Genomic DNA, 24,390 nt, shown 5'->3' with positions numbered 1-24,390 from the left:
TGGGGACGGGTCAGTGAGCGGTGGTCGTGCGCTCGCCGGAGCGGACGGCGGTTCTGCGGCGCAGGGCCGAGAAGGCGCCGAGCAGGATCAGGGTCAGCAGCGAGGCGCCGCCGACGGCCGTGCCCAGGCGCAGTCCGGGCGGGTGGAACGTGCAGGTGAGGCTGGTGGCGGAGGCGCCCAGCGGGACGGCGATCAGGCCGTGGAACTCGCTCGCCGCGACCTCGTCGCCGCCGGCCGAGCAGCGCCAGCCGGCGATCCGCGGGGCGGCCACGACGGCGGTTCCCGTGCTGCCGGCGGGGAGCCGGGCGTGCAGGGTGCCGTCGGAGACGGTCACCTCGGTAGCCCCCGTGGCCTTCAACTGCTGTACGGCGGCGTGCAGTCTGCCGGTGTCGAGGCAGCCGACCGCGCCCTGCGCCGGGACGCGGCTGAGCCGGTTGGGCTTCAGGTCGATCCGTATCTGCCCCGAGGCGCGGACCGTGCCGAGCGGCTGCATCGCGGCGATCTTCGTGCCCTCGGCGTCGGACCGGTAGAGCTGCTGCTCGCCGCCGGCCAGTTGTGCCGTGCCGGAGTAGTGCGGCGCCCACAGGAACGCCTCGCTGCCGGCCCGGCAGCGTGCGGTGAGCGTCTGCGCTCCGTCGACCAGCAGCCCGCGCGCCTCGTCGCCCTTGCGCGCACCGCTGAGGGTGGTGCGGGGCAGGGTGTAGACGCGGGTGCCGAGCAGCAGTTCCTGGTTGCGGTACGGCGAGGGGCCGAAGGCGGCCGGGGTGGTGCGCGCGGCGGCCGGCCGCACGGTCACCAGCGGCGGGACGTCCTCGCGGGTGACGGTCGACGGACCGCCGCCCTGGGGCAGCCACTTCTGGTGCGGGTCCGGCGGGTTGTGCACCCGGGCGCCCACCGAGAAGACCGCGTCGGTGACGGGGTTGTCAAGGCTCTGCAGGCTGCGGCCGCGCGAGGTCCAGCCGTCGCCCAGGGAGGTCATGGTGCGGCTGAGGACGTCGGCGGTGAGGCTGCTGTAGTACTGGGAGCCCTGGCCGCCGACCATCATCGGGTCGTTGGCGACGGTCTGGTCGCGGCCGGGCTCGGTGCGGTACCTCGGCCAGGCATCGGCCTCGGCGACGGCGTCCGACTCCCGCTGCTGGCGGTCGCCCCAGGGGGCGTAGTCGTCCATCTGGCCGAGGCGCATGTGGGTGGCCACGGCGGAGGTGGCGGCGGCCTCGCCGAACTGGGCGCCGATCAGCAGTACGGCGGCGAGTCCGGCAAGGAGGGGCCGGCCGTTCCTGAGGCTCAGGAGGGCGAGTCCGCCGAGGGCGCCGGCGGCGGCGAGCAGCACCACCGGCCAGGTGTGGTGGGAGTGCTGCTGGGTGAGGGTGCTGCGGCCGGCGACGGCGGCGACCAGGGCCAGGAGCACGGCCGCCGGACCCAGGGCACGCCAGTCCGGCAGACCGTAGGCAAGAGCATGCCAAGCCGCTATGACCAGCAGGGCGCAGAGCACGAAGGCCTGGCGGTAGGAGCTGCCGTTCGGGGCGGCGAAGGCGTGCCAGGCCAGGCTGGTCGGCGCCCACTGCAGCGACAGCGCCACGGCGAGTACCAGAACCGTCCAGCCCGCCCGCACCCGGACCGGGACCTTGCGGTGGAAGGGCAGGGCCAGGGCGAGCACCAGCGCGGTGATGCCCACGTAGAGGGCCGGGGAGCTGTAGCTGTAGGTGGTCGGCAGCAGCCGGGCGAACAGGTCGTCAGCCCCGACCGGGGCGAAGTGGCCCTCGCGGCCCGGGTAGGCGTGCTTGGTGCCGGAGTAGACGACGATCACCAGCGGCGCGGCCAGGCCGACCCCCAGCCCGACGACGACCGCGGCCCGGCCGACCACCGCCGGCGCCCGCCGCCACGGCAGTTCGGCGAGCACCAGCCGGAGCAGCAGCACCAGGGCGGCACCGAGGGTGGCCATGTAGGCGGTGTAGAAGTTGGCGATCCAGGCGAGCGCCACGATCAGCACGCTGGGCAGCGGGCGCCGGCCGGCCATGGCCCACTCGCCGACCAGGCAGAGCAGCGGCAGCGCGATCAGCCCGTCGAGCCACATCGGGTTGAACGAGGCGAGCGCGAGGCTCCAGCCGCACAGGGCGTAGGAGGTGCCCAGGATCCCGGCCGCCCACCAGCGGCCGCGGCGCAGGCTGAGCAGCAGCCAGGCCATGGCGGCACCGGCGACCGCCGTCTTCAGGACGGTGATCACATACACCGCGAGGTCGATCTCGTCACGCGGGAACACCCCGACCAGCAGGGCGAACGGGCTGCTGACATAGGTGCCGATGTCCGGCAGGAAGCTGGAGCCGTAGCCGGACTGCCAGTTGAAGACGACCCCGCCGTCGGCCCTGCCGTGCAACAGGTCCCACAGATGGGCGTGGAAGGGCACGTACTGGTTGCCGAGGTCGTTGACGCTGCGGGTGTGGGAGCCGAAGGGGTAGCTGCGGGCCACGACGTCGGCCGTACAGAACGCGGCGGTGGTGAGGAGCGCCGCGAGCAGGGCGGCCGCCCAGCGCGGATCGGCGTCGAGCCGTCGCGCGGGTTCGGTCTCCCGCTCTTCGCCCCCCGCCGGTTTCACCCCCTGTTCGCGCCCGGTCAGGGTCGTGCGATTCATTCTGTGTGGCCCCCAGAGAAAAACGGGGGTGTTACTCCCCGCTGGTCGGTGTTTCGCCGACTTAGACGGGTAGTTGTTGCTGATGGTTGTGCCTCACCTATGAAGTAATAAGTCGAATTCCGAATCCGCGTGCGACCCGGGAAAGAATTCGCGACTTCAAAGGGAACTGAGGATTTCAGAAAGGTGTTCTTCTGGTTAACGCGCCCGTGAGAGGTCCGCGCCGGCACGGCGGAGGGCCGCATCGCGCACCGCCTCCGAGGAGGCCGCGCGATGGACGCGTTCGACGGATTGGCCCCAGTACGTCCCGGAGACGATCAGCGCCGCTCCCAGCACCCCGAGCGCGGTGAGGCGTTCGCCGCCGAGACCGACACCGACCAGGAGGGCCCACACCGGTTCGGTGCCCAGCAGCAGACTGGCCCGGGTCGCGGAGGTGCGCTGGACCGCCCAGGTCTGGGCGAGGAACGCGCACAGGCCGCAGCACAGGGCCAGGTAGACCAACTGGGCCCAGGTGGCGGCGCCGGTCCGGGCGAGCACCGGCAGGCCGGGCGCGGCGGGCACGAGGAAGAGAACCGCGCCGACGGCGGTCTGCACGGCCGTGACCTGGAACGGGCGCACGGCCCGGCCCGCGGTCACCCGCCCGACCAGCACCACATGACCGGCCCGGACCACCGCGGCACCGAGCATCAGCAGATCCCCGGCGCCGGGGGCGCGCAGCCCGTTGCCGGACACCAGCAGCCCGACGCCGACGACACACACACCGACGGCGAGGAAGAACCTCCCCGGCAGCCGCCCGCGGTCCAGGACCGGGGTGAGGACGAGGGTCAGGCTGATGATCAGGCCCGCGTTCCCGGCGCTGGTGTGGGCGACACCGTAGGTCTCCAGGACGAGGACGGCGGCCTGGGTGAGGCCGAGGAGCGAGCCGTAACGCTTCTCGTCCCGGGTGAGGGAACCGACGCCGCGTAGTGCGGCGAGGCAGACGAGGGCGCCGATGGCGTAGCGCAGGAAGAGGACGATCAGCACGGGGAGGGCGTCCGTGGCCGTCTTCGCCGTCAGGTAACTGGAACCCCAGACGGCGGCGAGAGCCAGGAGCACCCCATCGGTACGACGGGTGTGCGGCATGCCGTTCACGATCCCTGGCCAGCACTTTGAAGTAAACGACGACTTGCTCAACCAACCCTGTAGTGAAGCTACACTGACGGCATGGACGAACGGCAGCTGCGCGTCCTGCGGGAGCTGGGCGAACTGGGCAGCGTCACGGCGGTCGCGGAGGCGCTGCGGGTGACGCCCTCGGCGATCTCGCAGCAGCTGCGCCTGCTCCAGCGCTCCCTCCCGGTACCGCTCACCGAGCGCGCCGGGCGCCGGCTGGTGCTCACGGCGGCCGGGCAGGCCCTGGCCGACGCGGCGATCGGGGTGGAGACGGCCCTGGCCCGGGCCCGCCACACCGTCGAGGAGTACGTCGAGGAGCCCGAGGGCACGGTGTCGGTGGCGGCCTTCCACAGCGGGGCCGCCGCGTTCTATCCGCTGCTGCTACGACAGGTGCGCGGCCCGGGCTCCCCGAGGATCACCCTGCACGACGAGGACGTGGCCCAGGCCGACTTCCCGCCCCTGACCCGCGCCTACGACCTGGTCCTCGCCCACCGTCTCGACCACGCTCCGCCCTGGCCGCGGACCGCCACGGCCACCCCGCTGCTGCGCGAACCCCTCGACATCGCCCTGCCGGTCGGCCACCCGCTGGCCGCGCGGACCGCCCTGACCGCGCGGGACGTGTCCGGCGAGCCCTGGATCACCGTGCACGACGGCTTTCCGCTGCTCGCGACCGTGGAGGCCATCGCCGCCGCGGCCGGACACCGGCTCGACATCGTCCATCGCGTCAACGAGACCTCGGTCGTCGCCGAGCTGGTCGCCGCGGGCGGCGGGATCGCTCTGATGCCCCGCTGGACGTCCCGTCCGCACCCGGGCGTCACCCTCAGACCCCTCGACGGCATCGAGGCCCACCGCCACATCGACGCGCTCCACCGCCCCGAGCGCACGGCCCGCAGAGCGGTACGGACCGTGCTCGGCGAACTGCGGGCCGCGGCGGAGACCATCCGCGCCAGGGGCTGATCGCGAAGCGGGCTTGACCTGGAGCACGCTCCAACTCCTAGCGTTCTCTCCATGGACGCACGAGCTGACACGAGCGAGAGCACCACCCGTGACGAGCGTTTCGCCCACGGTCTCGAGGTCATGAGCCAGGTCGACGGCGGGCTCCGGGAGCGGGTCCTGGAGTCGCTGGCCGACATCAGCCCCGAGCTGGGCCACCAGGTCGTCGCCTGGGGCTTCGGGGAGATCTACTCCCGGCCCGAACTGGTGCCCCGTGACCGGCAGTTGGTGACCCTGGGCATGCTCACCGCGCTGGGCGGCTGCGAGCCCCAGCTGGAGGTGCACATCAACTTCTCCCTGAACGCGGGACTCACTCCCCAGGAGATCGTCGAGGCGCTGCTGCACTCCGCCGGGTACTGCGGTTTCCCCAAGGCGCTCAACGCCACCCTGGTCGCCAAGAAGGTCTTCGCCGAGCGTGGGCTGCTGCCGGTCGGGCAGCAGCCCACGCAGGGAACTACTTCTGCCTGATCCGCAGGAAGGTGACGGAGTTCGCCGGGAAGGTGTACGTGAACCTGCCGGCGACTCCGGTGAAGGTGGACGCGACCGGGGCGACCGCGGTGGACGTCTCGGTGTTCACCGCGTCCGGCGCCGCCGCGAGCGTGGTCACCTTCGCCTTCCTCGACACCTCGGCGCCCCCGAGGTCGATGGCCGTACGGGCCGCCGAGGACTGGGCGTTGACGACCTTGACGATCAGGTCGCCGCTCTTCTTGTCCCTGGTGACGACCTGCCGGAACGGCTCGGCCGGCTTGTCGTCGGTGAAGCTGCCCCACTCCTGCCCGTCGAGGGAGAGGGTGACCTGCCGCCCCCGCACCTTGATGTCCACGTCATAGGCCCGGCCGGTCTCCACCGACCCCGGCTTGGCGACCAGCGTCGACTTGCCGCCGTCCACGGCCTGCTCGACCGCGGTCTGGGTGTTGTTCCAGCCGCCGATGTTCCACCAGTAGTAGGTGCCGGTGTCCTTGACGCCGAAGGCGACGAGGAAGCCCTCCTTGCCGGACTTCTTGGCGGCCTTCACGTGCAGGTCGTAGTCGTGCCAGGAGGGGTCGCCGGCGGAGACCATGGTGTTCTCGGCGGTGTCCGAGGTCTCCACGTACTGCCCGTCCTGGACGGTCCAGCTGCCGGTGCCGGTGTGGGTCCACCGGGAGGCGTCACCGGAGAAGTCGTCACTGAGCAGGGTGGTCCCCTCGGCGTCGGTCACCTTGACGTCGTCGTACGCGGCGCTGGTGTTCCAGGTCGACAGGCCGACGGCGCCGCTGATCGGGGCGAGCAGGGAGGGGGTTCCGGTGGCCGTGGAGGGGACGACCCGGTCGCCGACGTTGTTCATGAAGAGCTTCTGGACCTCGTAGTCCGCCGAGCCCCAGGAGGCGTGGTTGTTGAACCACACCATGTCCGGGCTCCACTGGACGTAGTCCTCGTTGGCGAACAGCGGCGCGTAGGAGGCCAGCTTGACGACATCCGCGTTGCGTTCCTGGCCGGTCATGTAGGCGGCTTCGGCGAGACCGTTCTTGAAGGCGTTGCCGCCGGAGGCGTACTCGCCGAGGAAGACCTTGGGCCCGCTCCTGTCGTAGGAGTCGTAGCGGTCGTTGTTCTGCAGGAACCACTGCGGGCTGTTGTAGTAGTGCTCGTCGACCATGTCGACCTTGGCGTCCCGGTTGAGCTGCCAGGCCGTGTCGAAGGTGGTGCCCGAGTCGTCCGGGCCGGCGTTGGAGATGACCTGCATGTACGGGTAGTTGGCCTGGATGGCGGCCCGGAACCGCGTGAACCGGGCGAAGAACTCGGTGGGGAGGTTCTCCTCGTTGCCGACCTCGATGTGAGTGAGGTGGAAGGGCTTGGGGTGGCCCATCTCGGCCCGCTTCCGGCCCCACTCACTGGTCACCGGGCCGTTCGCGAACTCGATGAGGTCGAGGGTGTCCTGGATGTGCCGCTTCAGCAGCGCGTCGTCGTCGACGGCCTTGTTCTGGCCGCAGCCGGTCACCAGCGCGGGGACGACGGGCAGCGGCATGGCGCCGATGTCCTCGGCGAAGCGGAAGTACTCGTAGTAGCCGAGGCCGTACGACTGGTTGTAGCCCCAGAAGTCGGCGTTCGTGGCGCGGGTCTCGACCGGGCCGACGGTGTCCTTCCACTGGTACGACCGCTTGCGCTGGTAGCCGGAGGCCGCGCTGTAGTCCTGCATCGAGCCGGTGTTGACCAGGCAGCCGCCGGGGAAGCGGACGAAGCCCGGGTGCAGGGCGGCGATCTTCTCGGCGAGGTCCTTGCGCAGGCCGTTGGGCTCGTGCCGGTAGGTGTCGCGCGGGAAGAGGGAGACCATGTCGAGCGCGGCCGCGTCCGGTGCGGCCACGGTGAGGCGGCCGGTGGAGCTGGTGCGGGTGGCGGTGAAGGTCGCCTTGTACCGGGCCCAGCCGTTCTTCCTGACGGCCACCCGGCGGGCGCTCGCGAGTGTGCCGCCGGAGTCCGCAAGGCTGACGGTGAGGGCCGTACGGCCCTCGGCGCGGGCCCAGACCGAGAAGTCGTACTTCTTGCCGTCCTCGACCCGGATGCCGGTGTTGTAGCCGGAGTTGGTGACGGCCGAACCGGCGGACAGGGCGAGGTAATTGCGGTTGCGGTCGTCGAGGCGGCCGGAGTCGTCGACGACCTGGGCGGTGCCGGTGACCGTCCAGGCGGTGAGCGGGGTGTACGACTTGTTGTCGTCGGTCGTGTACTCGAAGGAACGGTTCTGGACCAGTTCCGCGTAGAGGCCGCCGTCGGCGGCGCGGTTGATGTCCTCGAAGAAGACGCCGTACATCGTCCTGTCGATCTCGGCGCCCTGGGCCGTCGGGTCGACGGTGATCGCGTAGTCGGTGACGTCCTCGGCGTGGGCGGGGGCGGGGACCAGGCCTGCGGCGAGCAGGAAAGCGCTTGCTCCAAGGCCGAGTCTCAGCCGGGTGCGGGTGGTGCGTGACATGGATACTCCGCGGCTCGTGAAGGAGTTGACCTGGATCGACCAGGTGCTACCGGGTACGACCAGGTTCGTTCAGGTTCGAAATATCGGACAGCGGTCAGCACTTCGAACGGAAAGATAGGTACCGGGCATGAGCGCGTCAATGGGGCGGACGTCGGCCGCGGCTCCGGGCCGGGTGACACCGCGGGCGTAAGGTCGGGGCATGCAGACGCTGCTGCCGTACCTGATCGTGGTCGCCGGACTGGCCGTCGTCCTCACGGCTTTCGCCTGGCTCGCGCGGCACATCCGGCGGCGGGGCACGGCGGGTGGCGGGCTGGGCGGGGCGCTCGCCGCGTACGAGGAGGCGTTCCGGGCGACCAGCCATGTCGCCTACCAGGAGATCCGGCAGCAGGCCCGGCGCAAGGCCCCGACCGGCTCGCCCCGCCCGAAGCCATGAGCGAAGGCAAGACCGAAGGCAAGACCGAAGGCAAGACCGTGGATGATTTCTGGCCGGTGGCGGATGTGCTCGCGCATCTGCTCGGGCGCTGGCGTGTCGAGCGGAGCGTGCGGGATCTGGCGAGCGGGGACGAGGGGTGGTTCGAGGGGGCCACGGTGTTCCGCGCGCTGGACGGGGGCGGGCTGCTGCACGAGGAGTCGGGGACGTTCACCTGGCAGGGGGTGGCACGGCCGGCCGAGCGGACGCTGCGGTTCCTGCCGGGGCCGCGGTCCGGGACGGCGGACGTGCGGTTCGCCGACGGGCGGCCCTTCCACGACCTGGACCTGACGTCGGGGCGGTATGTCGCCGACCACCCGTGTGCGGCCGACCTCTACCGGGGCGAGTTCACCGTCCGGGACGCCGACCACTGGCGCACGGTGTGGCGGGTCGGCGGCCCGGCGAAGGACCTGGTCCTGACCACCGACTACGTGCGCGAGGCCTGAGACCGGACAGGCGGACCGGGCCGCCGCCCACCCTCGCCGGGCACGGCCGGCCACGACGGCGCCGCGCCTGGCCGACGGCTCGCTCCGGCACTTCCGGCGGAGCGCTCAGATGCGTGACGCCTGGGTCGGCGACACGTCGAACCGCAGGTTCCAGCGGCCTCCGCGGCCCGTCACCGTGGTCGTGGACAGCGGACGTACGTCGATGTTCCAGTAGGTCGACGGCGGCGCCTTGAGGGCGTAGACGAGGGCGGCGCGGATCACCGAGGGCTCGGCGACGGCGACGATCCGGCCGCCGTCGTCCACCGGGCGGGTGTCGAGCCAGCCGCCGACCCGGGAGATGAACGACAGCAGCGACTCGCCGCCGTGCGGGGTGGCGCGCGGGTCGGAGAGCCAGGCGTCCACCTGGTCCGGCTCCCTGGCCATCGCCTCGCCCAGCGTCAGCCCGCGCCAGCGGCCCATGTCGCAGTCGCGCAGGGCGAGCTGGACCAGCGGGGCGTACCCCAGACCCTCGCCGGTCGCGCGGCTGCGCGGAGTCGGCGAACAGTAGCGCAGCTCGGCCGCCGCGAGCGGTAGCAGGTCGGCGGCGACGCGCTGCACCTCGTCCCAGCCCGCCTGGTCCAGGGGGCGGGCGTCCTCGAAGCGCTCCGCGAGCAGCGGTGAGCTGCGCGCGGCCGCGACGAACGTGACCCGAAGTGACATGCGGCGATGGTGTGACGCTCAAGTGCGCAGGTCAAGGGCTCTTGATACGTGAATTGCACGAGGTGGGAGAAACGTTACCCAAAGGTCAGGAGGTGTCGGACAAGTCGGCCGGAATGTCACTTCGGCGGCTCGTAGTAGAGCGCCATCCACTGGTCCGGGTGTTCGAGCGGGGAAAATCCGAGCTTCTCGTAGACCCCGTGGGCGTCGTGCGTGGCGAGCAGCACCCGCCGGATTCCGTACGGCCGCAGGTGCTCGCGGATCGCCCCGACCATCGCCGTGCCGACGCCCTTGCCGCGCACCGACGGGTCGACGTACACGTCGGCGAGCCAGGCGAACAGCGCCTGGTCGGTCACCACGCGCGCGTACGCCACCTGCTCCCCGGTGACCGTGTCGTACGTCCCGAAGTTGAGGGAGGCCGCCATGGCCCGCCGCTGCTGCTCAAGGGGGCGGCCGGTCGCCCAGTAGGCGTCGGTGGACAGCCAGTGGTGGACGCGTTCGACGTCCATCCGGTCGGTGTCGGCGGAGAACTCGTAGCCCGCGGGGAGGCTGGGTGCGTCGCTCATGGGGGGATCCTCGCCGGTGGGCGGCGCCGGCGTCGATCGGATTTCGGAACCCGGATCCGGGGGTCGGGCTTCAGGGCGCGGGGCGCAGGACCTCGTCGCAGGCCGTCCGCAGTCGTCGTACGCCCTCCAGGAGCTCCCCCGTCCCGGCGACCGCCGCGAAGCTCAGGCGGACGTGGCCGGCCGGGGGTTCGGCGCTGAAGTAGGGGCGGCCGGGGGTGACGGCGACGCCCGCGCGCAGAGCGGCGGCGGTCAGGGTTGTGTCGTCGACGCCCTCGGGGAGGCGGAGCCAGAGGTGGTAGCCGCCGGAGGGGATGTGCGGGAGGGCGAGTTCGGGAAGGTGGTGGGCGAGGGCGCCGGCGAGGGTGTCCCGGCGGGTCTTCAACTCGGCCGACAGGGCGCGCAGATGGCGGGGCCAGGCCGGGGAACCGACGAGTTCGAGGGCGGCCTCCTGGAGGGGGCGGGGCACGAAGAAGGTGTCGACGATCTGGATGGCGCGCAGGCGTTCGAGGACCGGGCCGCGGGCGGCGAGTGCGGCCACCCGGAAGCTCGGCGAGGTGGCCTTGGTCAGCGAGCCGACGTGGACCACGACTCCGTCGGGGTCGTCGGCGGCGAGCGGGCGGGGCAGCGGGCCCGCGTCGGCGTGGACCAGCCGTCGTACGTAGTCGTCCTCGATCACGAACGCGCCGGCCTCTCGGGCGATGCGCACCACCTCGGCGCGGCGGTCGGGGGCGAGGGCGGCACCGGTCGGGTTCTGGAAGAGGGGCTGGCAGACGAAGACCCGGGCGCCGGTGGCGCGGAACGCGTCGGCGAGGAGGGCGGGCCGCACCCCGTCGGGATCGACCGGGACCGGGACCGGCCGCAGTCCCGCGGCGCGGGCGATGGCGAGCATGCCGGGGTAGGTGGGGGACTCGACGAGGACCGGGGCGCCGGGCGGGGCGAGTGCGCGCAGGGCGGTGGCGAGGCCGGACTGGCCGCCGTTCGCGATCAGTACCTCGGCGGCGGTGACCGCGCCGCCGATGTCCCGCGCGAACCATTCGCGCAGTTCGGGCAGCCCGTCGAGGGGCGGCCGCCCCCAGGCGCCGGGCCGCCGGCCGGCCCGCGCCAGGGCCGCCGCCATCGCGCGCTCGGGTTCCAGGGAGGCGTGGAGGTAGCCGCCGCTGAGTTCCAGCACGCCGGGCGGCGGGGCGGCGAGGCAGACGGTGACCCCGGACGCGTCGACCGTGCGCGGGACCACGTCGAGGGCGCCGTCGATGCTGAGCGCCACCTCCTGCCAGGAGGTGTCCCCGGTGGGTTCGGCCGTGATGCGCGGCCTGGCCTTGAAGGCGCCGGCGCCGGGCCGGGTGACGACCAGCCCCTCCGCGACCAGCTGGGCCAGCGCCCGTGAGACGGTCACCGGGCTCACCCGGAACCGCTCGACGAGCGCCCGGCTGGACGGGAGCTTTCCTCCTGGCGAGTAGCGGTCGAGGTCCCGTCGCAGCTGTTCCGCCAGTTCAAGCACGCTGCTACGCTCTTGCATGAGAGCACAGAGTAGCGCTACCACGCCGAGTTCGATAGCGGTCGGCACTTCCCCGGCCGCCCCCGCCTCCCACCGGGCCGGCACCCTGCAGGCCGCACTCGGTGTCGTCGCCTTCTCCCTCACCTTCCCGGCCACCGCCTGGGGCCTGGAGGGCTTCGGGCCCTGGGCGCTGGTGGCGGTGCGCAGCGTCCTCGCGGCGGCCCTGGCGGGCGGCTGCCTGCTGTTCCTCCGGGTACGACTGCCCGAGCGCCGGCACTGGGCGGGGCTGGCGGTCGTCGCGGCCGGCGTGGTGCTCGGCTTCCCGATGCTGACCACGCTCGCCCTGGAGACCTCCACCACCTCGCACGCGGCGGTCGTGGTGGGCCTGCTCCCGCTGACCACCGCCCTCTTCTCGGCCCTGCGCACGGGCGTGCGCCCCTCCCGCACCTTCTGGGCCGCGGCCCTCGCGGGCGCGGCGGCCGTGCTGGCGTTCACCGTCGCCCAGAGCGGCGGGGCGCTCACGACCGCCGACGGCTACCTCTTCGCGGCGCTCGTGGTGTGCGCGGCCGGCTACACCGAGGGCGGCCGGCTGGCCCGGATCATGCCGGGCTGGCAGGTCATCGGCTGGGCGCTGGTGTGCTGTCTGCCGCTGACCGTGCCGGCCGCGGTGGTCGCGCTGTCGTACGAGCCGGTCGTCTGGAACGTGCACGGTGTGGCCGGTGTGCTGTGGGTGGCGGTCGGCTCGCAGTTCCTCGGCCTGGTGGTCTGGTACCGGGGCATGGCGGCCGTCGGCATTCCGAAGGCCAGCCAGTTGCAGTTGGCCCAGCCGCTGCTCACACTGGTGTGGTCGGTGCTGCTGCTGGGCGAGCACCTCACCGCGGCCGCTCCACTCACGGCCGCCGCCGTGCTCGTGTGCATCGCCGTCACCCAACGATCGCGATCGTGAGGAGGCCCTGGAGATGCGCGCATCCGAGGGCGACCAGCTTGTCCAGCACGGCAGGGTGGTCGGACAGCACGACCAGGTCTCGGAAGTCGTCCAGGTACTCGGCCCCGAGGGCAACCCGCCCTACCGGGTCCGTTTCGAGGACGGCCACGAGGCCATCATGTCTCCCGGTCCCGACTGCCAGGTCAGGCATCAGGAGACCCAACAGCGACCGTAGGCCGCGGCGGCGGGGTCGCCGGCCGCGCGCCGGTCAGCTCGGCGGGAGCGCCGGCTGCCGGTAGTGGTCGGCGACCACCCGTGACAGCGCCCCGATCGGATCGGCGGCCACGTCCTGGGCCGCGAAGTACACATGCCCGCCGACCTGCGCGTACTTGGCCGCCTGGGTGAGATGCCGGGAGAGCTCGGCCGGGTCCTGCCAGGCCGAGGGCGCGCCGGCGGCTCCGGCCCGGTACAGCGCCTCGCCGATGTAGAGCCGGGTGCCGGAACCCTTGGCCACGCCCGCCCACCAGTCGACGACCTTGGTGTAGTCGGCGGCCGCGTTGCCGATCTGCCAGTACACCTGCGGGACGATGTAGTCGATCCAGTTCTTCTGCACCCACTTCCGGGTGTCCGCGTACAGGTCGTCGTAGGTCTCGACGCCCGCCTTGGTGTCCGAGCCCCGGCTGTCGGTGGTGGCGTTGCGCCACACCGCGAACGGGCTGATCCCGAACCGGGTGCCGGGCCGGAGCTTCCTGATCCCGGCGGCGGTCTCGGTCACCAGTTTGTCGATGTTGTCCCGGCGCCAGGCCGCCCGGGAGGAGAAGTCGCCGCCGTGGGTGTCGTAGGCGTCGTCGTCGTCGAAGGTCTGGCCGGCCACCGGGTAGGGGTAGAAGTAGTCGTCGAAGTGGACGGCGTCCACGGGGTACTTGGCGACCGCGTCCAGGATCGCCTGCTCCACGAAGGCGCGCACGGCCGGGATGCCCGGGTTGTAGTAGAGCTTGCCGCCGTACGGCACCACCCAGTCCGGGTGCTTGCGGGCGGGGTGCGAGGCGACCAGCTTGCCCGGGTCGGTGTGGTTGGCGATCCGGTAGGGGTTGAACCAGGCGTGCAGGTGCAGGCCGCGGGCGCGCGCCTCCTCGACGGCCGTACCGAGCGGGTCCCAGCCGGGGTTCTTGCCCTGGGTGCCGGTGAGGTACTGGGACCAGGGCTCGTGGGGCGAGGGCCAGAACGCGTCGGCGGTGGGCCGCACCTGGAACATCACCGTGTTGAGCCGGTAGTCGACCGCCTTGTCGAGGAGGGCGGTCAGCTCCTTGCGCTGGGCGGAGGCCGACAGCCCGGTGCGCGAGGGCCAGTCACGGTTGGAGACGGTCGCCAGCCACATGCCCCGCATCTCGGTGGCCGCGCGCCGGGGCCGGGCCGCGGCCGTCGCCCCCGGTGCCGTGAGCGCCAGCGTCGACAGCGCCGCCACCGCAAACGCCCTGCGAGACACTTGTGCCATCGTGACACCCTCTAACTCTCCGGATCCGTACGGTCACGGATCGCCTCCGCGCCACAGGATGCCCGCACCCGGACGATCGATCATCGATACTTACGGGTAACGTGCACGAACGGAGCAGGCACCGGATCCGGAGGTCCTGCCGGCCGCCCGTAGATCAGCGAAGGGGACGATGTGACCGACATCGAGAAGGTCGGAGTCGTGGGCTGCGGCCAGATGGGAGCGGGCATCGCCGAGGTGTGCGCCCGCTCCGGTCTGGACGTGAAGGTCGCCGAGACCACCGGCGAGGCCCTGGAGTTCGGCCGTACCCGGCTGTTCAACTCCCTGGCCAAGGCCGCCGAGCGCGGCAAGATCAGCGAGGAGGAGCGGGACGCCACGCTGGCGCGGCTGAGCTTCACCACGGACCTCGGCGAGTTCGCCGACCGTGACCTGGTGGTCGAGGCCGTCGTCGAGAACGAGCAGGTGAAGACGGAGATCTTCCAGGTGCTCGACCAGGTGGTGACCCGCCCCGACGCGATCCTGGCCTCCAACACCTCCTCGATCCCGCTGGTGAAGCTGGCGGTGGCGACCTCCCGTCCCGACCACGTGATCGGCATCCACTTCTTCAACCCGGCCCCGGTGCAGAAGCTGATCGAGCTGATCCCGGCGCTCACCACCTCCGAGGGCACCATCAGCCGCGCCCAGGTCTTCGCCGAGAAGGTGCTCGGCAAGCACGCGATCCGCGCGCAGGACCGCTCCGGCTTCGTGGTCAACGCGCTGCTGGTGCCGTATCTGCTCTCGTCCATCCGGATGTTCGAGTCCGGCATCGCGAGCCGCGAGGACATCGACAACGGCATGGAGATGGGCTGCGCCCACCCGATGGGCCCGCTGAAGCTGTCCGACCTGATCGGCCTGGACACCATCGTCTCCATCGCCAACAGCATGTACGCCGAGTACAAGGAGCCGCTGTACGCCGCTCCCCCGCTGCTCCAGCGCATGGTCGAGGCGGGCCGGCTGGGCCGGAAGACCGGTTCGGGTTTCTACTCGTACTAGCGAGTGCGGCGACGCCGCCAAGTGGCGCAGTTCAAGGGCGAGTTCACCCGCAACAGCGCCCACGGCGGCACTACCGTCGGGTGGCTCTCGCGGTGCTCGCCAGGTCCTCATCCGCGTGTCCTCGCCCAGCCCATGTGGACTACACGGGGACACGGCCTGGTGGGCGGCATTGACTGAGACCAAACAGGCCCCGACCTGGGGCTTCGTGTCTTTCGAAGCTGTCAGAGCCTTTCCCGTTTACGCAGCAGAAAATCCCTGGAAAGTCCCCGGGACAGAGCTGAAAGTCCCTGAAAAGTCCCTGGTCCAGAGCGGCCCGTCCAGCGCTTGCGAGCACCCGCACTGGTGTCGCGGGCAACTGGGTTCGAAGCCGGGACCTGCGCATTACGAGACCATGAGCGTTCGTGTTGCGTAGTGTCGGGACCATCCCCGCGGGCGCGGGGAGTAGAGCCGGATCCGCTCGACCATCAGGTCGGGCCCGGGAACATCCCCGCGGGTGCGCGGAGCAGGTCGATGAGCGCGGGGAGTTGGAAACATCCCTGCGGGTGCAGGGAGCAGACGGCCTGGTCGATGGTGCGCGCGGTCAACTCGGGAACATCCCCACAGGCGCGGGAAGCAGTTCATCACGGCGACGTACGGGACGATCTGGTCGGGAACATCCCCGCGGGCGCGGGGAGCAATCCTGGTACACCTCCACCGCGTCGACTAAGCAGGGACCATCCCCGCCTGTGCAAAGAGCACGGTGAACCTTCAGCGCACAAGGATTAGTCCGCAACTATAGGCACGCGCGTGGCCGATGCCCTGGGTGAGGGCCGTGACGAACGCCTTCGGGTCGGTCACCGTGAGGGTGCCCTTGATCTCCGCGCGAGCAATGTGCAGGCCTTTGTGAGGTGCCGGGCTGGAGACTCGCGGGAGCATGCGCAGAGCGAGCCGCTCGGTGTCCGCGTCAGCGCCGATGCGGGTGACCCCGTTGGGGGCGACCGCGGGTTCTCCGGACGGTTGGAGACGGGACGGTACCCGGTATAGCCCCGTGTGCCGACAGCGGGCGTCAGTACATGGCCATTCCGCCGTTGACCGCGGCCGTGGTGCCGGTCATGAAGACGTTGTCCTCGCCGGCGTAGAAGGCGACCGCTTGGGCGACGTCGGCGGGGTGTGCCAGGCGCCCCATGGGGGTGGCGGCCGCCTGACGCTGCTTGTGCTCGCGGGGTCAGTCTTTGGCTTCGGCCACTGGCTTTTGCCATGGCCACCGCCCGGTGATCTCGAGCTCGAGAGAAAAGCTGAGGAAGGTGCGGATGCCTACGATCACGGCTAGCACTCCGACGCTTTTATACGTCGGTGCGACGGCGACTGTACGGATGATATCGCCGGCTACGAGAAACTCCAGCCCCAGCAGGATCGACCGCCCGACGCGACGGCGATAGCCGCGGTACACACCCGCCTGTCGGCGATTGAGTCGGATACCCGCGATAACGGTCGCCAAGAGCGTCCCCACGACTATAATGGCTACGCCTGCGGCGTCAACGCCCCGACCGACCAGCTCCACGATGGGTTGGAACTCCACAGTATCCCTCTCGCGCCGACCCCAATCCGCTCCGCAACCTCTGTTACTATCTGCACTTCGTTCCGAGCACCGGTTACAGTCGGGCTACCGTTGTTTCCACAGCACTCCCCCGCGCAGTAAACCGGCACCGTCAACGGCGCCTACTGAAAGCGTAACTATCGGACGGACGCGATCGCTATTTCCAGGCCGCGAGCTCCTCAGCGCATTCCATCGAGTACTTCGTCGGTCGACAGCAACGCATGTGCGAAAAAACGGTAGTTGATGATCGCCGCCTGATACCCGTCGCCCCAGACCGGGTGTCGGGGTCCAGCTGTTGCATCCCTGACCACAGCGACCTCAAATCCCTCCTCAATGAGGTGACGCATATGGGACTCGACGCACATGTTCGCCAGCATCCCGCCAAGAATGATCCTTTGCATTCCCCGCTTGCGCAGTTGCAGTACCAAGTCGTTGGTTTCCGGACCGAATACCCTGTGCGGGCTGGCGACCACCGTTTTGCCGTCTTCGATATAGGGCTTGAATCGGTCCAGCCAGTCTGCCCCGGAGTTTCGGAACCCGGTCAGATCGAGCTGTCCCGTCCGTGCGAAGGTGTGGGTCTTGAGCTCGCTTGTCTCGAGCGGCCCGTTCATTCGCCATCCGTTGTCAGTCGGGTAGAAGTAGTGAGGCGAGATGAAGACCTCATATCCGCCTGCCTTCGCCGACTCGAAGATTCTCTCCATATTCTCGACGGTCCTGTTCTCTGTGACGCTCGCTCCCACCACGTCCCAGTTCGCTCCGTCTTCGCTCAGCACGTCGTTCTGTGGGTCAATGAACACAACCGCCGTGTCGATCTTCTTGATTTCCACCTGACGCTCCTCACGCGATGACACACCACTGGTATGACAAATATTCGGTACAGCGGATGCCCTTCCGAAGGGCATTCCGGTCCGGTGACGCGAGGTCTCTTCCGGTGCGGATTTTGCCGACCCCAGGCGACATCACTCAAGTGCCGTGCTCACCTTCGGGGTGTGTGACCTGAGGGGTGCCGTCCCGGTCATTCGGCCTTCCCCTCCACTTTGCCCCATCACGCGGCGTTCTGCATCGGCCCGGTGGAACGGGCTCTGAGTGTCGCCCGCTCTGGGGCCACGCTGGCAGAGGTCGATGCGCACCCTCCTGAGAGGGCGTTAAGTCCCTTCTCTCTCGGTTCGTGATCGCTCGATCGTGGTACTGATCGCCGCACGGCCCAACCGTTCGTCATGCACATAAGGAGGATCTACCCGCTCGTGAAGGAGCCGGCCGGGGACGGGGTTCCCGTCACGGTCACGTGCCGGGTCCTTCCTCAGGCTTGCCAGGCATCCCTACTACCGCCGGCTCGACCGGCCGGTGACGGATGCCGCGATCGAGGAGGCCCATCGCGCGAACACGTTGTCCGACGCCCATGGTGAGGATCCGGAGTTCGGCCACCGCTTCCTGGCCGTCGAGGCCCGCGGTGCCGGGTCGGTCACGGCCGTCCGGACCGCGTGGCGGAACCGCCGGGACAACCGCTGGTGGCGCGTGTCCGGGAAGAAACGCAGCACCAAGAAGGCCGGTCCGCCGGTGCATGACGGCCTGGTCCGCTTGCACTGCTGTGACCGCCGTCACGGGAACCGTGTCACGGTATTCGGACAGGTACCGGTGTGAAACATTTGCGAGCCCGGCTACAAGCCGGGGACCCGGACGCGTTCGGTCGGATTCTTGACGACTGCGCGCAGGCGCCCCACCGGTACGCGGCACATGTGACGGGCGACCGGACGGCCGCCGAGGACGTGGATCGGCGACCATCTGACCGAGGCGATCGTCCCGCCCGAGCTCACCGCTGCCGTAATCCGCGCCACCGCCCGTATCTCCGGCGTGGTCGTGGTCCAGGACGTCGTCGACTCCGTCGACGACACGGGCGGCCACGGCGAGGCCTTGGCGCCGGCTATCGACGGCGAGCGTACTGAACTGATCTCCGGCAAGAACACCCGCGCGTACCTCGGTGAGCGCAGCTACCTGGTCAAGAACACGACTGCCGGCAAGGCCGGAACCCTCACTCCCGGCGCCGCCGTCCTGGCGCGGGCCGTCGTCGACTCTGCCGGGCCCCCAGCACGCCGCGCAGCCGAGCGCACTGTATGTACCACTGTCGGCCTCCGGCCATGGGGGCCGACGGCCCCGTACGCGTTCGCGCCCGGGCGGGCTACGCGGAGCCGATCCGCGTGAGTTCGCCACCGCGTGACCGTTGCTGTCCGCGTTGTGCGGCGTTGCAGGCACGCCTGCGGGCATCATCGCCCGGCCGCTACCTGCGCCACCGCCCGAGGACGGCCCTTCACCCTTCCCGCCCGCGGCCTGCCTGGCGCTGGGCCCCGCCCGCCGATACCCGGTACGGCCTTCTGCGGGATCTCATCCGAGAGACGTGACGATGCATCAGCAATCCCATCAGGAACCCCCACGGCACCGGCGGCCGCGCGCCGCGGTCCGCCGGAGCACCGCCTCGCAGCGGGGACGCACGAGCCGAGTGCCCCGCTCGGTGCGCGTCACCCGCGTCGTCACGGCGGCCGTGCTGGTCGGTCTCGCCCTCGCCGGAGCCCTGGGGCTCTCTCACCAGGCTCCCGGCCCTCCGATCGGGAGCCCCGCGTCACCAACGGCCGACCTGGCCCCGACGACGCACACGGCCGCCTCGTCGCCGTCCCGTTCCGCACCTGCCACGCCGTCCTCCGGACCCGTTTCCACCCCGGCTTCCACCACCTTCCCGCAGGCCGGTGCCGGAACCTTCACCCGGGCCGGCGGCGGCACTCGCCTCGTCGGCCGGGGCAGGCCGATGCGCTACGCCGTCGACGTGGAGGACGGCATCGGCCAGGACCCGCGGCACTTCGCCGAGCAGGTCGACGCCGTCCTGGACGACACCGCCCGCGGTTGGGCGGCCAGCGGCCAATGGGCTTTCCAGAGGGTGTCCGCCGGCCCGGTGGACTTCACCGTCCATCTGGCGTCGCCGCACACCACCGACGTGATCTGCGGCCGCTACGGGCTGGACACCAGCGGCTGGGTGAACTGCAGCGGCGGACCCGACGTCGTGATCAACATCAAGCGGTGGCTCCTGCTGACTCCCTACTACCGGGGGCGGCCCGGTTCCTACCACGCCCTGGCGATCAACCACGAAGTCGGCCACCGCCTCGGCCACCAGCACGAGTCCTGCCCCGGCGCCGGCCTTCCGGCGCCCGTGATGATGCAACAGATCAAGGGTCTGCACGGCTGCGTGATCAACGGCTGGCCGTACGACGGCCACGGCCGCGCCATAACGGGGCCCCGCGCATCTGCGGCGCCCTGATTCCAGCGCTGTAGCGCAGGCTCCCCCGCGGGAGGGTGAGCGCCGGCTCGCGGTCTGTGGATGCGGACGGCGGTGCCAGGCGTGCTGGTCCGGGGCGGACTTTGGCCGGCTGCGCAGGTCGATGGCACGGAGTCGCGGGCCTCCAGGGCGGACTCCGGTACCCCGGTTTGATCACGTGCTGCATCGTCAGGCGAGGCGGGCGCGGAGATGTGCCGAGTCCCACGGGCTGGTGGTGATGAAGTTCGCCAGGGCCTGCCGGTTGCCGTCCTCGCCCAGGCGGGCGGCCATCGATTCCACCGACTTGCGCCGCCCCTCCATCTGCAGTCCGCGCAGCTAGACCGCTCACCACCGGCGTTGATCCGCTCGCGCGAACGGCTTGAACATCTCCGCCGCGAAGTCCTCCAGACCGCACCGGACCGCGGCCAACTCCCCACCCATCACAACAGGTCAACGGGACAAGCGATCAACGGGCACGCCACCGGCGAGTGAACCTGACCAGGCACTACTGGGTGACTGATCAGATGCCGCTGGCCTCCTTGAACGCGGCATTCCGGGCCCGTTGTGCGGGGGTGTTGCTGAAGCCGTTCATAGCTCTACGAAGTTTCTGTGCCGTTTTGGGCAACGGACGCAAGGCGTGGCCGATGGCCGAGGCGAGTTGGGTGTCTGCCTCACGTAGCACGGGAGTGAGGCTGGCCACGATGTCATCCGGTACCGAATCAGGGTGATGCTCGATGAGCGTGGCGATGAACGCGGCTGCGCGGGTGGCACTGCTTTGATCCTCGGTCATGAAAGGCAGCGTGTGCTTCCAGAGGGCAGCCGGGTCGTCGCATGCCGTGATTGCTGTGGCGGCGAGAGCAGGTGTCCAATCTGCCTGTTCCATACGGTTGTTGAGGTACAGCATGATCGTTTTGGAGAATTCCGAGGTCTCGTGGATCAAGGTGAGCACATCGCTGATCCGATCGCCGGCCTTGACGAGCGCGGCGCAGAGGAGTTCTGCGTCTGCGTGGACGGCGCAGTGAGCGAGTGCCGGGCACCGTGAGTCGGCGCAGGCCAGCAGGCTGCTTTGTTGGTCCGTGGTGATCTGCTGCCACAGAGTGCTTGCGTACTGCCAGGGTTCGGCGTCTGCGGTTTCCAGCAGGTGCTGGACCAGGTTGTCGCGCAGCGCGGGAACGCTTTGCAGTTCGGGGCGTTCGGCTGCGGCTACGGCGAGACTGCGGGTGGGTTCGGAGAGGCTTGCCCAGTGTGATGCGAACCAGTGCAGCCAGTTGACATCGACGGCGGGCGCGGTGATGTAGTGGGCGGCGAAGTCCAGCGCGATGGCTGGGGTGCCGGAGTTCATGAGCTGCTGCGCCTGCTGGATGACTGCGGTGAGCTGAGTCTCTTTCGCCGCCGGATTCCGCAGAAGGACGTGGAGGCTGGGCAGTAGTTCCTGCGCGAGTCCGGGGTTATTGGCGGCGAGGGAACCGGCCAGGCGCTGAATCAGCGGCGTCGTCATGCCGAGGCCAGGCTCAGTGGTCAACAGCATGGGCAGGGTGGAGCGTGCGAACCGTCCGGTCTGCGTGGCAGCTTCCAGATCTCCGGTGAGAGCCGTTGTGCAGGTGGTGACCGCGATGCGGGTGGCTTCGGCGTCGGAACCCTGGCTGAGTCGGAGATAGTCGACCAAAACATTCCGCAGGCCGATGCCAATGACGTCGGCTGGATCTCGGTGCGCCGTCAGCTCTGTGGCCATGGTGGTGGCACAGGAGGCAGCCTTTTCCTCGTCCAGTCGTTTCAAGATCGCACCGGCTGCGACTGCGAGGTCCGCGCGGACCGAGGATGCCACTGCGGTCGCGTCGGCGATGGCCTGCTGAGCGAGGGATGCGTCGGGGAGCTGTTGAGCCGCGGGCAGCCACCGAGCCAGCAGCTCCATCATGGCGAGCATGCTGTCTTCGTCCTCATCATCCTGCAGAGCTTGGGCGACGGCCTGAATGATCTGCGTGGCCAGGAGAGTGGTCTCGCCGTCTTCGACACCGTCTCCCCAGTCGGCGGAGGGATCCGGAGCGAGAGAGAGAATTCCGACTGCCTCACGGCGTACTTCGGTGCTGGAGGACAGACACTCCAACAGGGCCAGCAGCACTGAGTGGTCCCAGGCGTGGTTGTCATCATGGTCGGTGGCCAATGTGCCGACGTGGCGCACGGCGTCGGCGTCTTCGTGCCGCGCGGCCATGATCAGCAGAGCGGCGAGAGCCGCAGGCGGCAAGGAGCTGGAGTTCGGCTGTTGGCTCTGGTTTTCCCAGAAGGACAGGTCAATGGCAGCGCCTTCACCGGCGAGTGCGTTGAAGTAGGAGTTGAGAGACGGCGCCAGGAGGTCGGAGGTGGCGCCCGGGGGCAGGGCGATGAGGGTGACAGCCCAGACCCGCGCCTCCTCCCGGTCTTCCGGAACGGGTAGCAGAGCTTGCCGCAGACGCGGGAGATGCGCGGGGACGCTCAGGTCGAGCAAGGGAACGAGCAGGTGACTGGCTACTGGCAGGGTGCGGCGCTCGTATTGACGCATGACGCAGTCCGTCAGCGCGTGCACGGCGTGCTGCTCTTCCTCGGACACGTCGGTGGGTAGAAGACCTGAGACGGAACCGAGGGCCTCAAGGACGGCTGCGACGGAGTTGTCGAGATCCTGTCCCGGACGGGCGGCCTCCAGCGACGCAGTGGCAGCTTCCACCACCCGTACCCGGTGTTCACCTTCGGTCAGACGCGCCGCGAGACCAGCCGCGTTCCGCTGCACAAGATCGGTTTCGATCTCCACGGCCATCTGACTGCCGAGTAGGCGGCTGGCCCGGGAAGAACCCAAAGTGATCAGGGGGCCGATCTGGACCGGGCGCTGAGTGCGGGCCCGGGCGGCCGTGGTGTTGAGGAAAGCCAGGCCGGGATTCCGGTCCAGGTCGAGGCGAGAAGCCGGGTTCCGGGTCCGGAACTTGGCGACGAGGGGGTCTGCAAGGGCCTGCTCATCGCCGAGGAGGGCTTCGTCGAGGAGGCGAAGTAGACGGTGCTCGGCGTGAATGGCGTCGTACAGGTCCCGGAAATCATGGCGCAGCACGGTCAGGCGAGCTAGCTCGATGGGATGTCCTGTGACTTCACCAGGTGCGATGCGTGCCGGCCGGTTCCCGACCGGTCGCTCGCGACGTCGGGCGAGCTGGTAGTCACTGAGAAAGGAATTGAGCAGACGGATGACGTGGCGCGGATCGCGGACCCGGCGGTGGATGAGAACCTCCAGCAGCGTCCGGGTCTGCGTCGGCCCGCCGAGCTCCGCCACGACGGGGTGGTGCGGAACATCGCCCATGAGCAGCTCTTCCGCGTAGTCCCGCAAGTCCGCGTCATAGTGCGCGGGGAGCACCATACGAATGGTGAACAGCTTGTTCAGATACTCCTGCGCGGCTTCCTCGGTCGCCGTGCGCACCCCATCGTCGGTCCGCGGCAGGGCCTGTCCCGGCTCTGCCGCGGCGGACGCATCGGTGGCGGTGCGGGGAGTCTCGGGCGTAGTGGGACGATGCGCCAGACCGGGACGGACTCCGACGATTGCCTCACGCACGATGTCCTCGTCGCACGAGAGGACAAACACCGGCTGGTGTCGATGCTGGGTTCCGGTCAGCAGGAAGCTGCGTACTGTGGCGAGAGCGTCAAGTACGTCCGAAGCGGCCAGCCGGTCGATGTCGTCCACGGCGATCACCAGCCGTCGGTTGATGCGACGCAGAAGTCTCGCGAAGGCCTGTTCGAGCTCGTCGGTAGACTCGGGCCGCGGACTGCTCACGGTGATCTCGTAGGCCTTCAACGACTGCAGCGCCCCCTCCCGGCCCGCTGCAAGGACGGCCGCGATGGCGGCGGCACTGACCAGAACACCCGTTAGCGAAGCGGCCCCCCGCGGCGCGAACCAGGTCCAGGCCGAGACGCGGTGCCCCGATCCCAGGAGGTGTACCACCGTGACCGCGCCGACGCCCAACAGCCACAGGAGCACGAGCATCGCGAGCACCCAGCCCAGGCCGGCGCCGGCCGCGCGCAGATACCGATGCCAGGCAGGCTTCCCTGGAGCATCGGCCTGATGATTCGCCCGTGGGAGGGTGCGCTGCCGACTTCCTTCAAGGCAGGACCGCTCGCCGACGTAGGTCTCGTTGTCGATCAACTGCTTTCGATGCGCGGCATCGAGCAACGCGTACATCAACGCGCGTGCCCGGGCGACGCCGCTGTGGTGTTCTGCACTCACGTGCAGCACCGCCCAATCGGAGTTGACTGCCAGCTCGGTCGTCAGCAGCCCAACCACGGACGACTTACCACTGCCGAACGGTCCGATCAGGCCCACGGCCAAGGACCCGGTCGTTTCCTTCACCGTGCGCGCCAACTGCTGAGCGACGGAATGGTGATCGAACAGATCCTGGTCACTCTTGCCAATGGCGATGTCCTCCATCGCCCACGGTCGCTGAGGCGCCACTTGTCACTTCCGTTCCGCAGCTCGCACGTGTCCAGATCGTACGGGCCTGCACTGACATCAGTGCAGGCCCGTACTCGACGCAGAGGCGGGGACGCAGAACGAACTTGTGGTCTGCTCAGTCTGGCCAAGCGGACGTAGCTGGGCCCGCCCGAGAGCGGTGCAGCGGTTTCCGGCGGTGCGGCCTGCCGGAGGTCTTCGTACGCGTGATCGTGGGGGTGGTCAGC

20 protein-coding genes and 2 pseudogenes are annotated in these 24,390 nt (G+C 69.8%); 9 read left to right on the top strand and 13 right to left on the bottom strand.

Annotation, left to right across the window (positions count from 1 at the left end):
- Positions 1-10 precede the first annotated feature (10 nt).
- Both AB0D59_RS15930 and AB0D59_RS15925 read right to left on the bottom strand, forming a co-directional pair.
- Positions 11-2,629 carry a YfhO family protein gene (locus AB0D59_RS15930; RefSeq protein WP_362565176.1) on the bottom strand — a complete coding sequence of 873 codons (2,619 nt, stop codon included), beginning with the start codon at positions 2,627-2,629 and terminating at the stop codon, positions 11-13.
- Positions 2,630-2,824: 195 nt separating this feature from the next.
- Positions 2,825-3,748: a DMT family transporter gene (locus AB0D59_RS15925; protein ID WP_362565174.1), complete on the bottom strand. Its 924-nt coding sequence runs from the start codon at positions 3,746-3,748 to the stop codon at positions 2,825-2,827.
- 81 nt (positions 3,749-3,829) lie between these two features.
- Between AB0D59_RS15925 and AB0D59_RS15920 the strand changes: the two genes are divergently transcribed.
- Both AB0D59_RS15920 and AB0D59_RS15915 read left to right on the top strand, forming a co-directional pair.
- Complete coding sequence (locus AB0D59_RS15920; RefSeq protein WP_362565173.1) at positions 3,830-4,732, top strand: LysR family transcriptional regulator; 903 nt, start codon at positions 3,830-3,832, stop codon at positions 4,730-4,732.
- A gap of 51 nt (positions 4,733-4,783) precedes the next feature.
- The gene (locus AB0D59_RS15915; protein ID WP_362565172.1) at positions 4,784-5,236 is read left to right on the top strand and encodes a carboxymuconolactone decarboxylase family protein; all 453 of its coding nucleotides are present in this window, start codon (positions 4,784-4,786) and stop codon (positions 5,234-5,236) included.
- Here AB0D59_RS15915 and AB0D59_RS15910 read toward each other — a convergent pair.
- Positions 5,223-7,709, bottom strand: coding sequence for an alpha-L-arabinofuranosidase C-terminal domain-containing protein (locus AB0D59_RS15910; RefSeq protein ID WP_362565170.1), 2,487 nt, complete (start codon positions 7,707-7,709; stop codon positions 5,223-5,225). The two genes, AB0D59_RS15915 and AB0D59_RS15910, sit on opposite strands and share 14 nt — an antisense overlap.
- Positions 7,710-7,908: 199 nt before the next feature.
- Here AB0D59_RS15910 and AB0D59_RS15905 point away from each other — a divergent pair, with 199 nt between their 5' ends.
- Together AB0D59_RS15905 and AB0D59_RS15900 are read left to right on the top strand one after the other, a co-directional pair.
- Positions 7,909-8,142 carry a hypothetical protein gene (locus AB0D59_RS15905; protein ID WP_362565169.1) on the top strand — a complete coding sequence of 78 codons (234 nt, stop codon included), beginning with the start codon at positions 7,909-7,911 and terminating at the stop codon, positions 8,140-8,142.
- A 38-nt stretch (positions 8,143-8,180) separates the two neighbouring features.
- A complete protein-coding gene (locus AB0D59_RS15900) occupies positions 8,181-8,624 on the top strand; it encodes a DUF6314 family protein (RefSeq protein WP_362565538.1) in 444 nt (147 codons plus the stop codon).
- 105 nt (positions 8,625-8,729) lie between these two features.
- On the opposite strand, the gene AB0D59_RS15895 is transcribed toward AB0D59_RS15900, so the two are convergent.
- The 3 genes from AB0D59_RS15895 to AB0D59_RS15885 all read right to left on the bottom strand — a co-directional run bounded on the left by AB0D59_RS15895 (position 8,730) and on the right by AB0D59_RS15885 (position 11,402).
- On the bottom strand, positions 8,730-9,323 hold the full coding sequence (locus AB0D59_RS15895) for a histidine phosphatase family protein (RefSeq protein WP_362565168.1): 594 nt from the start codon (positions 9,321-9,323) through the stop codon (positions 8,730-8,732).
- Between the two features lie 116 nt (positions 9,324-9,439).
- Complete coding sequence (locus tag AB0D59_RS15890; protein ID WP_362565166.1) at positions 9,440-9,886, bottom strand: GNAT family N-acetyltransferase; 447 nt, start codon at positions 9,884-9,886, stop codon at positions 9,440-9,442.
- A 70-nt stretch (positions 9,887-9,956) separates the two neighbouring features.
- Positions 9,957-11,402 carry a PLP-dependent aminotransferase family protein gene (locus AB0D59_RS15885; protein WP_362565164.1) on the bottom strand — a complete coding sequence of 482 codons (1,446 nt, stop codon included), beginning with the start codon at positions 11,400-11,402 and terminating at the stop codon, positions 9,957-9,959.
- Between AB0D59_RS15885 and AB0D59_RS15880 the strand changes: the two genes are divergently transcribed.
- Complete coding sequence (locus AB0D59_RS15880; RefSeq protein WP_362565162.1) at positions 11,401-12,327, top strand: DMT family transporter; 927 nt, start codon at positions 11,401-11,403, stop codon at positions 12,325-12,327. The genes AB0D59_RS15885 and AB0D59_RS15880 overlap by 2 nt on opposite strands.
- 13 nt (positions 12,328-12,340) lie before the next feature.
- A complete protein-coding gene (locus AB0D59_RS15875) occupies positions 12,341-12,541 on the top strand; it encodes a DUF1918 domain-containing protein (protein ID WP_362565160.1) in 201 nt (66 codons plus the stop codon).
- 33 nt (positions 12,542-12,574) lie between these two features.
- Here AB0D59_RS15875 and AB0D59_RS15870 read toward each other — a convergent pair whose 3' ends face one another.
- The gene (locus tag AB0D59_RS15870; RefSeq protein ID WP_362565158.1) at positions 12,575-13,801 is read right to left on the bottom strand and encodes a family 10 glycosylhydrolase; all 1,227 of its coding nucleotides are present in this window, start codon (positions 13,799-13,801) and stop codon (positions 12,575-12,577) included.
- A gap of 171 nt (positions 13,802-13,972) precedes the next feature.
- On the opposite strand from AB0D59_RS15870, the gene AB0D59_RS15865 reads away from it, so the two are divergent.
- Positions 13,973-14,830: a 3-hydroxybutyryl-CoA dehydrogenase gene (locus AB0D59_RS15865; protein ID WP_362565156.1), complete on the top strand. Its 858-nt coding sequence runs from the start codon at positions 13,973-13,975 to the stop codon at positions 14,828-14,830.
- A gap of 747 nt (positions 14,831-15,577) precedes the next feature.
- Here AB0D59_RS15865 and AB0D59_RS15860 read toward each other — a convergent pair.
- The 4 genes and pseudogenes from AB0D59_RS15860 to AB0D59_RS15845 all read right to left on the bottom strand — a co-directional run bounded on the left by AB0D59_RS15860 (position 15,578) and on the right by AB0D59_RS15845 (position 17,233).
- Positions 15,578-15,745: a type I-E CRISPR-associated protein Cas6/Cse3/CasE gene (locus tag AB0D59_RS15860; protein ID WP_362565154.1), complete on the bottom strand. Its 168-nt coding sequence runs from the start codon at positions 15,743-15,745 to the stop codon at positions 15,578-15,580.
- Between the two features lie 130 nt (positions 15,746-15,875).
- Positions 15,876-16,013 (bottom strand): annotated as a pseudogene (locus tag AB0D59_RS15855) (SDR family oxidoreductase); the annotation flags it as partial.
- A gap of 21 nt (positions 16,014-16,034) precedes the next feature.
- Entirely contained in the window at positions 16,035-16,370 is a 336-nt protein-coding gene (locus AB0D59_RS15850) for a DUF1622 domain-containing protein (RefSeq protein ID WP_362565152.1), read from the bottom strand.
- A gap of 215 nt (positions 16,371-16,585) precedes the next feature.
- Positions 16,586-17,233: a cysteine hydrolase gene (locus AB0D59_RS15845; protein WP_362565151.1), complete on the bottom strand. Its 648-nt coding sequence runs from the start codon at positions 17,231-17,233 to the stop codon at positions 16,586-16,588.
- 1,024 nt (positions 17,234-18,257) lie between these two features.
- On the opposite strand from AB0D59_RS15845, the gene AB0D59_RS15840 reads away from it, so the two are divergent.
- Together AB0D59_RS15840 and AB0D59_RS15835 are read left to right on the top strand one after the other, a co-directional pair.
- Complete coding sequence (locus AB0D59_RS15840) at positions 18,258-18,605, top strand: hypothetical protein (RefSeq protein WP_362565149.1); 348 nt, start codon at positions 18,258-18,260, stop codon at positions 18,603-18,605.
- Between the two features lie 295 nt (positions 18,606-18,900).
- Positions 18,901-19,710, top strand: coding sequence for a DUF3152 domain-containing protein (locus tag AB0D59_RS15835; RefSeq protein WP_362565147.1), 810 nt, complete (start codon positions 18,901-18,903; stop codon positions 19,708-19,710).
- 163 nt (positions 19,711-19,873) lie between these two features.
- On the opposite strand, the pseudogene AB0D59_RS15830 reads toward AB0D59_RS15835, so the two are convergent.
- Together AB0D59_RS15830 and AB0D59_RS15825 are read right to left on the bottom strand one after the other, a co-directional pair.
- Positions 19,874-20,151: pseudogene (locus AB0D59_RS15830) on the bottom strand (transposase); the annotation flags it as partial.
- Between the two features lie 76 nt (positions 20,152-20,227).
- Positions 20,228-24,142 (bottom strand): P-loop NTPase fold protein, encoded by a 3,915-nt coding sequence (locus AB0D59_RS15825; protein ID WP_362565145.1) that lies wholly within the window; start codon positions 24,140-24,142, stop codon positions 20,228-20,230.
- Positions 24,143-24,390 lie beyond the last annotated feature (248 nt).

The organism is Streptomyces sp. NPDC048417, assembly GCF_040651615.1.
Taxonomy (GTDB): domain Bacteria; phylum Actinomycetota; class Actinomycetes; order Streptomycetales; family Streptomycetaceae; genus Streptomyces.
Note: the sequence above shows the minus strand (reverse complement) of the source record. Positions and strands in the feature narration are given on the sequence as shown.

Bases quoted from the DNA above. Each gene is read 5' to 3' on its own strand.
- AB0D59_RS15930 (WP_362565176.1), bottom strand. From the start codon at position 2,629: ATGAATCGCACGACCCTGACCGGGCGCGAACAGGGGGTGAAACCGGCG.
- AB0D59_RS15925 (WP_362565174.1), bottom strand. From the start codon at position 3,748: ATGCCGCACACCCGTCGTACCGATGGGGTGCTCCTGGCTCTCGCCGCC.
- AB0D59_RS15920 (WP_362565173.1), top strand. From the start codon at position 3,830: ATGGACGAACGGCAGCTGCGCGTCCTGCGGGAGCTGGGCGAACTGGGC.
- AB0D59_RS15915 (WP_362565172.1), top strand. From the start codon at position 4,784: ATGGACGCACGAGCTGACACGAGCGAGAGCACCACCCGTGACGAGCGT.
- AB0D59_RS15910 (WP_362565170.1), bottom strand. From the start codon at position 7,709: ATGTCACGCACCACCCGCACCCGGCTGAGACTCGGCCTTGGAGCAAGC.
- AB0D59_RS15905 (WP_362565169.1), top strand. From the start codon at position 7,909: ATGCAGACGCTGCTGCCGTACCTGATCGTGGTCGCCGGACTGGCCGTC.
- AB0D59_RS15895 (WP_362565168.1), bottom strand. From the start codon at position 9,323: ATGTCACTTCGGGTCACGTTCGTCGCGGCCGCGCGCAGCTCACCGCTG.
- AB0D59_RS15890 (WP_362565166.1), bottom strand. From the start codon at position 9,886: ATGAGCGACGCACCCAGCCTCCCCGCGGGCTACGAGTTCTCCGCCGAC.
- AB0D59_RS15880 (WP_362565162.1), top strand. From the start codon at position 11,401: ATGAGAGCACAGAGTAGCGCTACCACGCCGAGTTCGATAGCGGTCGGC.
- AB0D59_RS15885 (WP_362565164.1), bottom strand. From the start codon at position 11,402: ATGCAAGAGCGTAGCAGCGTGCTTGAACTGGCGGAACAGCTGCGACGG.
- AB0D59_RS15875 (WP_362565160.1), top strand. From the start codon at position 12,341: ATGCGCGCATCCGAGGGCGACCAGCTTGTCCAGCACGGCAGGGTGGTC.
- AB0D59_RS15870 (WP_362565158.1), bottom strand. From the start codon at position 13,801: ATGGCACAAGTGTCTCGCAGGGCGTTTGCGGTGGCGGCGCTGTCGACG.
- AB0D59_RS15860 (WP_362565154.1), bottom strand. From the start codon at position 15,745: ATGCTCCCGCGAGTCTCCAGCCCGGCACCTCACAAAGGCCTGCACATT.
- AB0D59_RS15825 (WP_362565145.1), bottom strand. From the start codon at position 24,142: ATGGAGGACATCGCCATTGGCAAGAGTGACCAGGATCTGTTCGATCAC.